This window comes from Maribellus maritimus (genome assembly GCF_022267315.1).
Taxonomy (GTDB): domain Bacteria; phylum Bacteroidota; class Bacteroidia; order Bacteroidales; family Prolixibacteraceae; genus Draconibacterium; species Draconibacterium maritimum.
The window spans coordinates 61,725-75,697 of the sequence record NZ_JAIKLE010000020.1; the positions used below are offsets into that span (position 1 = coordinate 61,725).

The 13,973-nt window shown below is 35.9% G+C and carries 17 protein-coding genes; 16 read left to right on the forward strand and 1 reads right to left on the reverse strand.

From position 1 onward, the window contains the following. Positions 1–89: 89 nt before the first annotated feature. The 15 genes from K5G00_RS17540 (at position 90) to K5G00_RS17610 (ending at position 9,871) form a co-directional block, all read left to right on the forward strand. Complete coding sequence (locus K5G00_RS17540) at positions 90–386, forward strand: ArsR/SmtB family transcription factor (RefSeq protein ID WP_238767486.1); 297 nt, start codon at positions 90–92, stop codon at positions 384–386. 52 nt (positions 387–438) lie between these two features. Next, complete coding sequence (locus tag K5G00_RS17545) at positions 439–675, forward strand: thioredoxin family protein (protein ID WP_238767487.1); 237 nt, start codon at positions 439–441, stop codon at positions 673–675. Positions 676–686: 11 nt separating this feature from the next. Beyond that, a complete protein-coding gene (locus K5G00_RS17550; RefSeq protein ID WP_238767488.1) occupies positions 687–1,094 on the forward strand; it encodes a nitrophenyl compound nitroreductase subunit ArsF family protein in 408 nt (135 codons plus the stop codon). A 9-nt stretch (positions 1,095–1,103) separates the two neighbouring features. Then, on the forward strand, positions 1,104–1,814 hold the full coding sequence (locus K5G00_RS17555) for an aromatic aminobenezylarsenical efflux permease ArsG family transporter (RefSeq protein WP_238767489.1): 711 nt from the start codon (positions 1,104–1,106) through the stop codon (positions 1,812–1,814). A 19-nt stretch (positions 1,815–1,833) separates the two neighbouring features. Further along, positions 1,834–2,844 carry a permease gene (locus tag K5G00_RS17560; protein WP_238767490.1) on the forward strand — a complete coding sequence of 337 codons (1,011 nt, stop codon included), beginning with the start codon at positions 1,834–1,836 and terminating at the stop codon, positions 2,842–2,844. 15 nt (positions 2,845–2,859) lie between these two features. Next, positions 2,860–3,234 (forward strand): putative zinc-binding protein, encoded by a 375-nt coding sequence (locus tag K5G00_RS17565; protein ID WP_238767491.1) that lies wholly within the window; start codon positions 2,860–2,862, stop codon positions 3,232–3,234. Between the two features lie 48 nt (positions 3,235–3,282). After that, the gene (locus K5G00_RS17570) at positions 3,283–3,744 is read left to right on the forward strand and encodes a thioredoxin family protein (protein WP_238767492.1); all 462 of its coding nucleotides are present in this window, start codon (positions 3,283–3,285) and stop codon (positions 3,742–3,744) included. A gap of 80 nt (positions 3,745–3,824) precedes the next feature. Next, positions 3,825–4,157: an ArsR/SmtB family transcription factor gene (locus K5G00_RS17575; RefSeq protein ID WP_158872418.1), complete on the forward strand. Its 333-nt coding sequence runs from the start codon at positions 3,825–3,827 to the stop codon at positions 4,155–4,157. Between the two features lie 2 nt (positions 4,158–4,159). Further along, positions 4,160–4,585, forward strand: a complete 426-nt coding sequence (locus K5G00_RS17580) for an arsenate reductase ArsC (protein WP_238767493.1) — start codon at positions 4,160–4,162, stop codon at positions 4,583–4,585. A 67-nt stretch (positions 4,586–4,652) separates the two neighbouring features. Further along, complete coding sequence (gene arsM, locus K5G00_RS17585; RefSeq protein ID WP_238767494.1) at positions 4,653–5,438, forward strand: arsenite methyltransferase; 786 nt, start codon at positions 4,653–4,655, stop codon at positions 5,436–5,438. 359 nt (positions 5,439–5,797) lie between these two features. After that, entirely contained in the window at positions 5,798–6,592 is a 795-nt protein-coding gene (locus K5G00_RS17590) for a cation transporter (RefSeq protein ID WP_238767495.1), read from the forward strand. Positions 6,593–6,742: 150 nt separating this feature from the next. Beyond that, complete coding sequence (locus K5G00_RS17595; protein WP_238767496.1) at positions 6,743–7,414, forward strand: hemerythrin domain-containing protein; 672 nt, start codon at positions 6,743–6,745, stop codon at positions 7,412–7,414. Further along, entirely contained in the window at positions 7,411–8,007 is a 597-nt protein-coding gene (locus K5G00_RS17600; RefSeq protein WP_238767497.1) for a response regulator transcription factor, read from the forward strand. The genes K5G00_RS17595 and K5G00_RS17600 overlap by 4 nt, the downstream gene beginning before the upstream one ends. 107 nt (positions 8,008–8,114) lie before the next feature. Further along, on the forward strand, positions 8,115–9,305 hold the full coding sequence (locus tag K5G00_RS17605; protein ID WP_238767498.1) for a hypothetical protein: 1,191 nt from the start codon (positions 8,115–8,117) through the stop codon (positions 9,303–9,305). Positions 9,306–9,313: 8 nt separating this feature from the next. Then, the gene (locus tag K5G00_RS17610) at positions 9,314–9,871 is read left to right on the forward strand and encodes an FMN-binding protein (RefSeq protein ID WP_238767499.1); all 558 of its coding nucleotides are present in this window, start codon (positions 9,314–9,316) and stop codon (positions 9,869–9,871) included. A 63-nt stretch (positions 9,872–9,934) separates the two neighbouring features. Here the strand turns inward: K5G00_RS17610 and K5G00_RS17615 are convergent, their stop codons facing one another. Continuing rightward, the gene (locus tag K5G00_RS17615) at positions 9,935–10,138 is read right to left on the reverse strand and encodes a hypothetical protein (RefSeq protein ID WP_238767500.1); all 204 of its coding nucleotides are present in this window, start codon (positions 10,136–10,138) and stop codon (positions 9,935–9,937) included. Between the two features lie 426 nt (positions 10,139–10,564). Here K5G00_RS17615 and K5G00_RS17620 point away from each other — a divergent pair, with 426 nt between their 5' ends. After that, the gene (locus K5G00_RS17620) at positions 10,565–13,930 is read left to right on the forward strand and encodes a PAS domain S-box protein (RefSeq protein ID WP_238767501.1); all 3,366 of its coding nucleotides are present in this window, start codon (positions 10,565–10,567) and stop codon (positions 13,928–13,930) included. Positions 13,931–13,973: the final 43 nt, after the last annotated feature.

Consider the following 13,973-nt stretch of genomic DNA (forward strand, 5'->3'; position numbering starts at 1 on the left):
TGGATTACTTTCCCGGCTGCAAAAGTCGGAAAAAAAAATCATTTAAATCAAAATCATTTTCTACTATCTTTGTATTCAATTAAAGAATTATGACGGAAAAAAGTTTTACGGATAAACAAATACAGTTGGCCCGATTTTCAAAAGCATTGGGGCATCCTGTCCGGATTTATATTCTTGAACTACTTTCAACGCAGGCCTGTTGCTACAGCGGAGACCTTTCCGAACAGCTTCCAATTGCCAAATCAACACTTTCTCAACATCTAAAGGAATTGAAAGATGCCGGATTGATTCAGGGTGAAATTGAAGCTCCCAAAATTAAATATTGTATTAACCGTGCAAATTGGGAAAGAGCAAGAATTTTATTTAAAAATATGTTTCCGGAATAAATTTTTTTCAATTATTGTTCGTATTTTTGCGAACAACGAACAATATTAAATTATGATGGAAATTAAAGTTTTGGGAACAGGTTGTGCGAAATGCAAGAAACTGGAGCAAATAACCGAAAATGTTGTAAAAGAAATGGGGCTCGATGCAACCATTGAGAAAGTAGAAGACATTTATAAGATTATGCAATTTGGTGTAATGCAAACTCCCGGTTTAGTTGTAAACGGGAAAGTGGTATTAACAGGTCGTCTTCCAAAATCGGATGAATTAAGAAACTTATTAACTTCTTAAAATATACCATAATGAAAACCATAAAGTCATTTGCCTTTTTTCTGATTGCTTTTTTTATATGTTTGGTCGGAAATGCTAATTCCGGCGCGATTGAGAAAGTTGAAAAAGAAAAAACTGTTGTATATTATTTTCATAATACCCGTCGTTGCCCAACGTGTATGGCTATAGAGAAAGAGACAAAGAAAGTTTTGGAGGACTCTTTTGCTGAATCAGTTGGAAAAGGGGACATTGTTTTTAAAGCATACAATGCGGAAGAGGCAGAAAATAGGGAACTTGTAAAGAAGATGAACGTAACTGGCTCAGCTCTAATTATAGTAAAAGATGGCGAAAAGTATGATTTGACCAGCAAAGGTTTTATGTATGCGCTTAAACAGCCTGAAAAATTAAGAAAGGCGTTGTGGGAAATTCTGGTTGATTAATTTTTTGAAATGGAGGAAATTATTACCGGACTTTACGAGAACTCAAATATTCCGGTGTTATCAGCATTTTTGCTTGGATTGTTAACTGCAATCAGTCCCTGCCCAATGGCAACCAACATTACAGCTGTAGGTTATATCGGGAAAGAACTCGAAATAAAAAGCCGTGTTTTTTATAACGGACTTATCTATACGCTTGGCAGAGGGCTTTCATACTGGTTGTTGGCCGTTGTTTTTTTTATTGGCGCCGATCAGTTTAAGATTGCGACGTTCTTTCAAAGTTATGGTGAAAAAATATTGGGGCCGCTGTTAATTGTGGTTGGATTGTTTATGCTTGGGATTATTAAAATTTCTTTTCCCGGGTTTAACAAATTTTCAAAAAGGCTGGAGGAAAAAAATAAATGGAACTTTTGGAATGTATTGTTGCTCGGAATTGTATTTGCACTGGCTTTTTGTCCATACAGCGGAGTGCTTTATTTTGGAATGTTAATTCCAATGTCGATTGCATCGGCTAAAGGTTTGGTGTTGCCTCTGGTTTTTGCACTGGCCACCGGAATTCCCGTGATTATTATTGCCTGGTTACTTGCTTTTGCCGTTGGCGAAATAGGCAAATTTTACAACGCCCTAAAGAAGGTGGAACTTTGGATGCGGCGTGTAATCGCTTTCCTGTTTATCGGTGTTGGAGTTTATTATGTTTTTACAATTTATTTATCATTTAAGTAATATCTGAAATTATTTTTGAATGAAAAAGTACATTTATATATTGTTACTTCCGGTTTGGCTCTTACTCTATTTGAATTTGTCAAATATCTCAGATTTTTTGGTTTATGATATTTTTCGGATGCCGGAAGGAAAACATATCACTGATTCGGTTTGGTTTTTTCTTTTTGAAGTTCCGAAAGTAATGTTGCTGCTAATTCTAATTGTGTTTGTGGTTGGAATTATTCGAAGTTGGTTTTCACCGGAAAAGACAAGGAAAGCTTTGGAGGGAAAGTCACTGTTTGTTGGGAATGTTATGGCGTCGGGGCTGGGAATTGTCACTCCGTTTTGCAGTTGCTCTGCAATCCCTCTTTTTTTAGGATTTGTTGAGGCCGGAATTCCAATTGGTGTAACTTTTTCGTTTCTTATTGCTGCACCGCTAATTAATGAAGTCGCTCTCATTTTGCTTGCCGGTTTGTTTGGCTGGAAAGTTGCTTTAATCTATGTTTTTACCGGACTAATAATTGCTGTTGTCGCCGGATTTGTTTTGGAAAAATTAAAACTTCAGAAATATGTTGCAGAGTGGGTGTTTCAGGTAAAAGCAAATCAAAACGGAATTGAAGAACAAAAACTGGATTTAAAAGATCGTCTTCAGGCCGGAGCAAATGCGGTAAAAGAAATAGTCGGGAAAATTTGGATTTATATTTTGATTGGAATTGCGGTGGGAGCGGGGGCACACGGTTTTGTTCCTGACGATTTTTTGGGAGAGATAATTGGTGCGGGAAAATGGTATGCTGTCCCTTTGGCTATTTTACTCGGAATCCCAATGTATTCCAATGCGGCCGGAATTATTCCTATCGTTAGTGTATTAATGGAAAAAGGAGTAACACTAGGTACCGCACTTGCTTTTATGATGTCGGTAATCGGATTATCGTTACCTGAAGTAATTATCTTAAAAAAGGTTTTGAAATGGCAGCTCATTTTCATTTTTGTCGCTGTGGTTGCCGTTGGTATAACTGCTGTAGGATTCATTTTTAATTTTCTAAACATATAACTCAAAAAATTTAATATGATGGAAAAAAAGTTAAGTTGCAGTTGTGGTTCTGCTGAGAATTGTACTGTTTTTGCCTGCTCCGGCGCAGCCGATTTGGGACAGGCCAGTGATTTACTTGCCCGTAAACTGCACAAAAACGAGGTTCGCCAAATGAAGTGTCTGGCTTTTGTAAGTGCAGGAATTACTGAAATGATTGATTCTGTAAAAGATTCGAATATGCTGGTTATCGACGGATGTAATTTGGATTGCGGTAAAAAAACTTTTGAAAAAAACGGGCTGAATGATTTTATTCATCTTCGTTTAACCGATTTAGGTTTTGAAAAAGGAAAAACACCTCCAACTGAATATGTTATAGAGAAAATGTATGAAGAGGCAATTTTTATGGTGTAATTTTTTCACAACAAAACATTTATCTTTGCAATAAATGTTGCGAAGAAAATGAAAAAGTTTTGGCCGGCCATACTTCTTGTGGGTTTGTTGTTTTTGTTCGTTTTTGGATATCTCCGGAAAGACAATCTGAATCGTTTTATTTCGGGTAAAATACAACAACAGGCTCAAACTGAAAATGCATTCTCTGCGCGTGAACGGATTCAGAAGGAGTATAATTATCAGAACAATAATAAAAATTTTGATTTTACGCTTCTTGAATTTAGTTCTACCGGCTGTACAATTTGTAAACAAATGGAGCCCGTTTTGCGAGAAATCGAAAATTCAGAAAAACCAAAAGTAAATGTGGCTTTTCTTCATATTATGAAACCTGATAATTTGGACTTGATGAAGTATTATGGCATTTCAGCTGTTCCTATGCAAATTCTGCTCGACAGCGGGGGAAATGAATTTTTCAGGCATTATGGTTTTATTTCAGCAGAGGATCTTCTTAAAAAATTCAGACAACAGTAGTTAAAAATTTTTGAAAGAATATGTCGTATTTATACGTTAGTTTAAGTATTTGACGTATATTTACATCAAATTAAATTGTGATGGTACAATCAAAAACAGAATTATTTGATAAAAAACTGGTAAAAGACGCTGAACTGTTTAAAGCTTTGGCTCATCCGGCAAGATTGCGAATTTTGCAGTTTCTTGCTGAAACTCCTGCGTGTATTACCGGTGATATTTCGGATGAACTTCCTTTGGGGCGGACAACAGTAAATCAGCATCTGAAAGAGTTAAAGAAAGTCGGGTTGATACAAGGACATATTCTGGGGGTAAAAACAAATTACTGTTTGGATCCTGCAAAAGTAAAAGAGCTTGAAAAATCAATTGCATCGTTTTTAGAAAGTATAAATTTTGAAAACTACAAATGTATTTAATTATGAAGGTTTTAATATTGTGTACGGGTAACTCCTGCCGTAGTCAAATGGCACATGGTTTTTTACAATCATTCGACAACAGGCTCCGGGTTGAGTCAGCGGGAACAGAAGCTTCAGGGAAATTAAATTCCGCCGCAGTAAAAGTAATGAGCGAAACAGGTATCGACATAAGTCATCATACGTCTGACTCTGTTGATAAATACATTAATGAAGAGTGGGATTATGTTATTACCGTTTGTGGAGGTGCAAATGAAAATTGCCCTACTTTTCTTGGTAAAGTAAAACACCGCTTACATATTGGTTTTGATGATCCTTCACATGCTGTCGGAACTGAAGAATTTATTCAGAGCGAGTTTTATCGTGTTCGGGATGAAATCAAAGAAGCATTTTTCAAACTCTACAACGAAGAGATAAAGCTGAAATTCTGATAAAGAAGGAATATTTTAACACATCAGGAATTTTATTGAATACAAATATTTAAACATTTGAAATACCATGAAAACAAATGAATTAAAAGAGGTAGTAAAGGAAAAATACGGAAGGATTGCCGCCCAGTCACATTTATTGAAATCAGAATCTTGTTGCGGAGAAGTAGATTATACGACTTTTAGCAACGACTATTCAAAATTACCCGGTTATAATGCGGATGCAGATCTGGGGCTTGGTTGTGGAATCCCGTCGGATAAAGCTGATATAAAAGAAGGTGATAATGTTCTTGACCTGGGCAGCGGGGCGGGGAACGACTGTTTTGTAGCCCGTTCTTTAGTTGGTAAAACCGGGAAAGTAACCGGGCTTGATTTTACGTTGGAAATGGTTTTGAAAGCTAAAAAGAATGCAGCGAAAACTGGTTTTACCAATATTGAATTTATACATGGAGATATTGAAGAAATGCCTTTTGAAAATGGAAAGTTTGATGTGGTAATTAGTAATTGTGTACTTAACCTTGTTCCCGATAAGAAAAAAGCGTTTTCTGAAATTTACCGTGTACTTAAACCCGGTGGACATTTTAATATCTCAGATATTGTTTTGGTTGGCAATCTTCCTCCTAAATTAAAAGAGGAAGCTGAAATGTATGCCGGATGCGTTTCGGGAGCAATTCAAAAGGAAGAGTACCTGGAGATGGTTAAGCAGCAAGGTTTTTCAAATATTCAGATCAAAAGCGAAAACCGTTCATTAATTCCGGATTCTCTTTTAAAGAATTATTTATCAGAAGATGAGATCATACAGTTCAAAACGCAGGAATTTGGATTGATTAGTATGACAGTTGCAGCGCTTAAGTAAGTTTTTTCGAATTTGGTTGCGTTTATGAAAAGTTAGAGCCTTTTGTATCTTATCTTTTTATCGATTTTATGGGTATAAATCGGCAACTGCGATAAAATAGTAAAAAAAGGTGTTGATTTTCACAAAATTTTTCTAAGAATATTTTGGAATCCAAATATTTTATTACCTTTGTAGCGCATAGGTCGTTCAGACCTATTGTGTGTTTGGGGGTTAACATTTAAGGGGTGGCTGTTGAGCCGCCCTTTTCTTTTATCCGCTTTTTCCTTTCAAACACCATACATCAAATAATTTTAGGCTGTTACCGAAATTTGAAACAAAACATACAGTTATTTGTATTACTTTGTTAATAACCATTGGCAATGTACAAAACTGTTTTCCATATCAGCAAGATGGATTGCCCTTCAGAAGAAAATTTAATCCGGATGAAACTGGAGGGCATAAAAGAAATAAAGCGACTGGACTTTGATTTGGAACAACGAAATCTTGGTATTTTTCATTCGGCTAAAAATTCAGAAATAGAGACGATTTTGGCGAGTCTTAACTTAGGTTCACAATTTATTGAAACTATAAAAACTGAAGAGCGTTTTTCTGATGTAGAAAGACAAACACAGTCCCGTCTTCTTTGGATCGTTTTACGTATTAATTTTTCCTTCTTTTTAATTGAAATAGGATTTGGACTTGTTTCAAAATCGATGGGGCTCGTCGCCGATTCGTTGGATATGCTGGCCGATTCAATTGTTTATGGCCTGAGTTTGTGGGCAGTAGGCGGTGTCGTTTCACGCAAAAAGAACGTAGCAAAATGGAGCGGTTATTTTCAACTGTTGCTCGCATTAACCGGTATTGTTGAGGTTATTCGAAGATTTGTGGGATTTGAGGCTCTGCCTGATTTCAGAGTAATGATTGTGGTTTCAGCATTTGCTTTGCTGGCAAATTATGTATGTCTTTATCTTCTTCAGAAATCAAAAAGTAAAGAGGCACACATGAAAGCAAGTATGATATTTACCTCAAACGATATTATTATAAATGCAGGCGTAATTTTAGCCGGGCTTTTGGTTATGCTTACTCGGTCTAAATATCCCGATTTAATTATTGGAGCTATTGTATTTATAATTGTGGTACGTGGTGCGTTGCGAATTTTGAAGTTGGGGACGTAAGTTTTTGAGGGAAAACCTAAAAGTAATTGTTATAACCAGGAAATTCTCCACAAGTTGTTCCAATAAATAATAAACAGTAACCGGTTTTAACAAACTGTGGTTAAATTTGTTACCATAATTACTATGAGAATATTTGACAAAAAAGACAAAATGGTTACTTTAATTCGGACAAATTATCATTTGTTACCTGTAATAAACCGTTTTGGTATTCGTCTGGGATTTAAGGATAAAACGATTGAAGAGGTTTGTGAGCTGCATAAAATCAGCAGCGATTTTTTTTTGGCTATTGTAAATACATTTCACAATGAAGATTATTTTCCAGAAGAAGAACTATTGTCTTTTTCACCCCATTTAATTGTCCAGTATCTAAAAAGAACACACCAGTATTACATCAATTATATATTGCCTAAAATGGAGAGTTTGCTGGAGCAACTGAATAGCGATTGTTCTCCAAACTGCAAAGAGCTAAAAATAATCGATGCTTTTTACAAAAGATATAAAAATGAATTGCTGAATCATATTAACGACGAAGAAACACGTGTATTCCCTTACGTAGTTGAATTGATAAATAATCCACGTTCAATGGATCCCAATTTTACAATTACGGAGTTTGAGAAGGAACATTCAAACGTTGAAATTCAACTTGAGGATCTGAAAAATTTGATCATAAAATATATTGAACCTGTTTATGATGAAAATATTTGTAATGAATTTTTAATCACATTGTTCCGGTTTGAAGCAGATATAAAAGATCACGCCCGAATTGAAGACGCAATTTTGGTACCCCTGGCTATTGCTATTGAAGATAAATACAGGGGATGAAACATAAAATATACATAGTACACCGGGCTGAAGTTATTCGAATGGGAATGTTTTCAATTTTAAAGAAGAGGTTTAATTTTGAAATTATTCAGTTGAAAAAAATCGTTGATTTGTCCGGACTGGAAGTTCTTTCTGGCTTTAAAATTTTATTCTTTCTGGAAACAGATGGTTTGAAGGATGTAAATGTATTTCATAAAATAAGAAAAACAAACATTGTTAGAATAATTGGTTTGTCTTCAGATAATAGTCTTCAAAAAATCGGTATTTACGATGATGTGTGTCCGGTTTACACCAGTGGCTCCCGGATGATAAGAAAAGTGGCCGATTTTTTTGAAAACGAAAATGAAGCCGTTATTGAACATGAAGGAGAGGAGTTAAGTACTAGAGAAAAGGAAGTTTTAAAACTTGTAGCATTGGGCAACTCAAATAAAATTATAGCAGACAAACTTTTTATCAGTGTTCACACGGTTATTTCCCACCGCAAAAATATAACTGAAAAACTGGGTATAAAATCCATTTCAGGACTGACCGTCTATGCAATTATTAATCAAGTTATTGATACAGAAAAAATTAATCCAGAGGATCTCATCTGATTTTGTATTCATTTACACCCCGTTAAAATCCCAACTTTTAGGGATTTCCAGATTTTTTTCAGCTGCTTAGTTTTGTAGCGGTAGATATTTATTAAAAGATCAGATTTATGAAGAGGTATTTTTTTATAGTGCTCGGACTATGTTTTTTGGGGCTTGAATTACATGCTCAAACTTTTGAAAAAGAACAAAGTAGTTACGAAAATAGTGCGGATAGATTGTTATCAACCGATGGCAGGTTAACGATTGGTGGGTATGGCGAAGTACACTTTAACCAGGCTTTGAACAGCGATGTCAGAAGCAACGGGAAGCTTGATGTGCACCGGATGGTGATGCTTTTGGGATACAATTTTAGTGAACGAACCCAGTTTATAACAGAAATCGAATTCGAACATGTAAAAGAAGTATATATTGAGCAGGCTTTTCTGCAGCATAAGCTCAATAATTATATCAATTTAAAAGGAGGATTGCTTCTGATTCCTATGGGAATTATAAATGAATACCATGAACCCACCACATTCAACGGAGTTGAACGGCCGCTGGTAGATAATGTAATTGCTCCTACAACCTGGCGTGAGGTTGGTTTTGGCGTGAGTGGAAATATTTTTCCTGTAACACTTCGGTACCAACTCTATTTGGTCAATGGTTTTAATGGTTACAACGGAGCCGGAGTGTTAAACGGTCAAAACGGATTTAGAAAAGGCCGGCAAAAAGGCGCAGAATCTTATATTTCTTCACCAAACTTTACGGGTAAGGTTGAGTATTATGGTGTACGCGGTTTAAATATTGGTTTGTCAGGTTATTTTGGGAACACACAAAGTACGCTGTATGATGGTATCGACAAAAACGATTCAAATGAAATGGCTGTTGCCGATTCTTCTGTTGTTGGAATTTCTATGATGGGACTTGATGCCCGTTTTGTAAAAGGTGGTTTGCAGTTAAAAGGGCAATTGTATTTGACTGGGGTTTCAAATACAGAACAATACAACAAATTTATTTCTACCGATTTAGGGAGCTCAATAGTTGGATATTATATGGAAGCTGGTTACAATGTCCTGAGAATGTCCAAAACCGAGATGGAGTTGATCCCTTTTATTCGCACAGAAAAATATAATACACATCATAAAGTTGCCGGCGATTTGATAAAAAATACATCGTATAACCAATCTGTTGTAACAACCGGTTTAACACTTAAACTGGCACAGGGGGCAGTGGTTAAGACCGATATTCAATTTAGGAAATCAGAAGCAGACGACAACTGGTCGAAGGTTTTTAGCGCAGGATTTGGTGTAATGTTTTAAACAACGGTATGTTATCTTTTAAAAATATATTTATACTGTTTTTTGTACTTTTTTCCGGTTTATCTTATGCTCAGGAAGAAATTGACTATGCGCCAAAAATGCTCATGCGGGCTTTAAAAACAGAAAATATAAATTTTAGTGAACTGCAAGTTGCCGACATTTCAGATTTTGGTGTGCCGAACGGAAAATTTTTTAAGTTGAACAAAGAAAATAGTGAGATAAATTTTGTTTATGTCGGTAGGGTCAATAGTTGTCGCTCAGGAGGTTGTTCTGTTGACGGAGAACAAGCGTCTGATGGATTTGAATTCTTTGACTATTTTATTCTATTCGACAGAAATCTCTCTATTAGTCAAATAAAAGTGTTTAATTATCAGGCAACCAAGGGACATGAAATTACAGCCAGAAGTTGGCTCAAACAATTTATAGGATACAAAGGCGAATCAGAACTCTTGGTTGGCAAACATATTGATGGGATTTCCGGAGCAACGGTATCTGCTCATTCATTAACAGCCGATGTAGAATATAAAACAGGTTTATTGATAAAAATTCATCATGAATTAGAATAGAATGAGTTGAAAATAGTAAAAAGGGAGGAAGATTGTTTTCCTTTTTTTATAATAATTGTTATGTCAGTTTTCCCGACGCTGCAAACATCTGCTGTGAATCTGGAGCAGTTTGTCAATCTCTTCATGGGGTAAGTTTTCAATAAAATCAAATTTACCTTTTACTGATTTGTTTCGAATACTTTTAATCGGGCAATCGGAGACTTCTTCGCCCAACGGACAAGAAAGAAATAGACCCCAAAGCCAAATTTTGCTGTCTGTTAATTTCATTATGTGCAATATAAAGAGGCGAGTCGAAGATAATAAAAAGATAAGCAAATAACTGTTTGGATTGGGTTTAAGTTTCTGATTGTTAGGGTTAATATTGCTGAATTTATTCTAAAATAAAAGTAGAAGTTATACCGATATTTGTCCATTGGTCTTCTGTGGTCCTTTATTTTTAGGGTTTTGCATGGTTCTAATAAAAATTAGAATTTATGGAATATTCTTTTCCTCAAGAACATACTGTATAAAAGCCATTCTTTTATCGTATAATTTTTTTTAAATTGAAAGTTGATTTAACGGGGTTTTATTTTCTTTTTACAGGGGATTATGAGAAACTTTTCTTCAGTTGGTTTAAAGGAATCAGACGCTTTATACTTAGAAAGTATTTTGAAAAAGGCATTTCCTGATTTAAGCTTTTTTTCATACAGAAAGATGACAGAGCTGTTTGATTCGGAAAACATTGAAGCTCCTGATTTAATTTTTTTAGCAAGCCAATTTAAAAGTGCAAATTCTGTAGAAGAGTGTATTCGGCTAAAAAATGCTGTCGCCTTTAAAGATACACCGGTTGTAGTTTTAAATTACGATAGCGATGAGAAAGCCTTAAAAAGCTTATTGGGTGCAGGAGTTGATGCTTTTCTGTCAAAATCTTTTACCGGAGTAGAGTGTGTTGCTTTGGTTAATATCCTTTTTAAAAGCAGAAGTGGAAAACAGAACGCTGTAGAAAGAACAATAGAGATATCTCAGGAAAGTGAGAAACGTTATCGTTATATGTTCGAGAATAATCCTCAGCCCATGTTGATCTACGATCTCGAAACATTGAAATTTTTAATGGTGAACCGGGCAGCCATTGAGCACTACGGATACAGTAAAGATGAATTTCTTTCCATGACTATAAAGGATATAAGACCTCGGGAAGATATCGAAGCTTTATTAGATGACGTCGAAAGAACTTATAAAGTCTACAATAAAGCAGGAGAGTGGAGACATTTGACGAAAAACGGACAATTATTACATGTCGAAATAATATCGCATGCATTAATTTTTAATGGTCGGAAGGCGAGGCACGTTATGGTAAGAGATATAACGGATCGAAAGATGGCTGAATCAGCTCTTCGGGAAAATTTAGAAAATCTGAGAATCACACTCGATTCGATTGGAGATGCTGTTATTTCTACCAATTTAGAAGGACATATTATACGAATGAATCCTGTTGCAGAATCGATAACAGGATGGAAATTGGAACAGGTAAAGGGTAGGCCTTTAAGTGAAATTTTTCATATTGTCAATGCAAAAACAAAAGAAACGATAGAAAATCCGGTAGAGAGAGTTATAAGTTCCGGTCAAATTGTGGGTATGGCTAATCATACCAAACTGATTTCGAAAAACGGAGCGGAATATCAGATATCAGACTCTGCTGCACCGATTACCGATTCAGGGGGGGAAATCAAGGGGGTTGTTTTGGTTTTCCGAGATGTTACGAAGGAATATGAAATAAGAAAAAGACTGGAAGAAAATGAGGAGCGTTTAAGGGCAGCCACAAATAACCTGGATGGAATTATTTATGTAATTGATGAAAATTTGATATTTACATTGTCAAAGGGGCTTGGACTTGATAAATTTGGATTAAAGCCCGATGAGGTTGTAGGACAAACCTTGTATGAATATTATAAAACCGATGATCCGGAACATCCGATGATTGATAAACATATCCGGGTTTTGGGTGGTAAGCATTTAGCACTGGAAACACAACATGATAATAACTATTTTTCGGTCAAAGTATCTCCTGTAAAAAATACTGCTGGCAAAATTACGGGCGCTATCGGGCTCGTAACCGATGTGACGGAAAAGATGAAAATCAACAAGCGATTAAAGGAAAGTGAAGAAAAGTATCGTACTGTTTTTGAGAATACAGGATCAGCAACTTGTATCCTTGAAAATGACGGGACTATTTCACTTTGCAATTCAAAATTTGCCGAGTTGGCAGCATTACCTTTAACTCAAATCCAAAACAGAAAGAAATGGATGGATTTTGTAGTTCAGGAAGATCTGGAATCAATGGTTCAGCAACATAAGTCAAGAAGAACAAGTGAGGGGAAAGCTTTAAATGAATACGAATTTAGGTTTTTAGATGCAAATAAAAAGGAAAAGAACATTCACCTTTTTATTGATGTTATTCAGGGAACCAATAAAAGCGTAGCCTCATTGTTGGATATATCTGAAATAAAAAATACGGAAAAGAAACTCCGAGAAAGAGAGCGAGAGTTAAATATTAGCAATGAAAGATGGAAATTTGCTCTGGAAGGTGCCGGTGACGGAGTGTGGGACTGGGATATTATAAATAATAAGGTGATTTTTTCCGACCAATGGAAAGTGATGCTTGGATACAAACCCTCGGAGATTGAGAATAATTTTGAGGAATGGGAAAAAAGAGTCCACCCCGAAGACCTGGAAAAAGCACTTGAAGATTTAAAAAGTCATTTGGATGGAGGCGCCAGGGAATATGTCAATGAACACCGGTTACGATGTAAGGACGGCAGTTATAAGTGGATTCTAGATCGGGGGAAAGTAATCTCCAGAGAGCATAGTGGAGCCGCCTTAAGAATGATTGGAATACATACCGATATAACAGAACGAAAGAAAATGGTTGGAGCACTGGTTTTGGCTAAGGAAAAAGCTGAAGAAAGCGATCGTTTAAAGTCAGCATTCCTTGCCAACATGAGTCATGAAATAAGAACTCCTATGAATGGTATTCTTGGATTTGCTGATTTATTAAAGACGCCCACACTGCCCTTTCATGAAAGGCAACAATTTGTGCAGATAATTGAAAGCAGCGGACACCGAATGTTGAGTACCATCAATGATTTGATAGATATTTCGAAGATTGAAGCGGGGATGATTGATGTAAAGTTATCCAAAATAAATGTCAACGAACAACTGGAATACTTATACTATTTCTTTAAGCCGGAAACAGAGAGAAAGGGGCTTGAACTTATTTATAAAAAAGACAACAGCCTGACAGGTTTCAACTATAAGACAGACAGGGAGAAACTGATAGCCGTTTTAACCAATCTCATAAAGAATGCTATTAAATACACCGACAAAGGAAGGGTGGAATATGGCTTTGAGGTTAAGGATGGAATCATCGGATTTTTGGTTGAGGACACAGGTATTGGTATTGGAAAAGAGTACCAAAAAACTATTTTTGATCGTTTTGTACAGGCAGATTTAAGCACAACAAAACCATATGAAGGTGCCGGACTTGGACTATCGATAACGAAAGCCTATGTCGAAATGTTAAAGGGAAGAATAAAATTAACGTCAAATCTAGGAAAAGGAAGTAAGTTTTATGTATCTTTTCCTCTTCAAAGATCTGAGAAAGTAACGGTAGAAAAGCAGAAGCCAGATTTCAAAAATAAGGATGTAATGGATGGAATGAAGGATATAAATATACTTGTTGTTGAAGACGACAGGATAGGAAAAATGTACATGGAAACTTTATTCAGAGCCCGATGTAAAAATCTTCTTTTTGCGTCAAACGGGATTGAAGCGGTTGAGATTTGCAAAAGTAACAAGGATATTGATTTGATTTTAATGGATATTAAGATGCCTTTAATGGATGGCTACGAAGCCACAAAAAGAATCAAATCAATTAACAGTAATATTATAATTGTGGCGCAAACCGCGTTTGCATTGGCTGGCGATGAAGAAAAAGCCCTGGATGCCGGTTGTGATGCTTATGTTACCAAACCTATAAAAAAGGAAAATCTTTTTAAAGTTATTAGTAAATTTTTTGGCTAAAAAAACCGGAAGCGTTTTCTGCGTCTCCGGTTTCTGTTGGTTA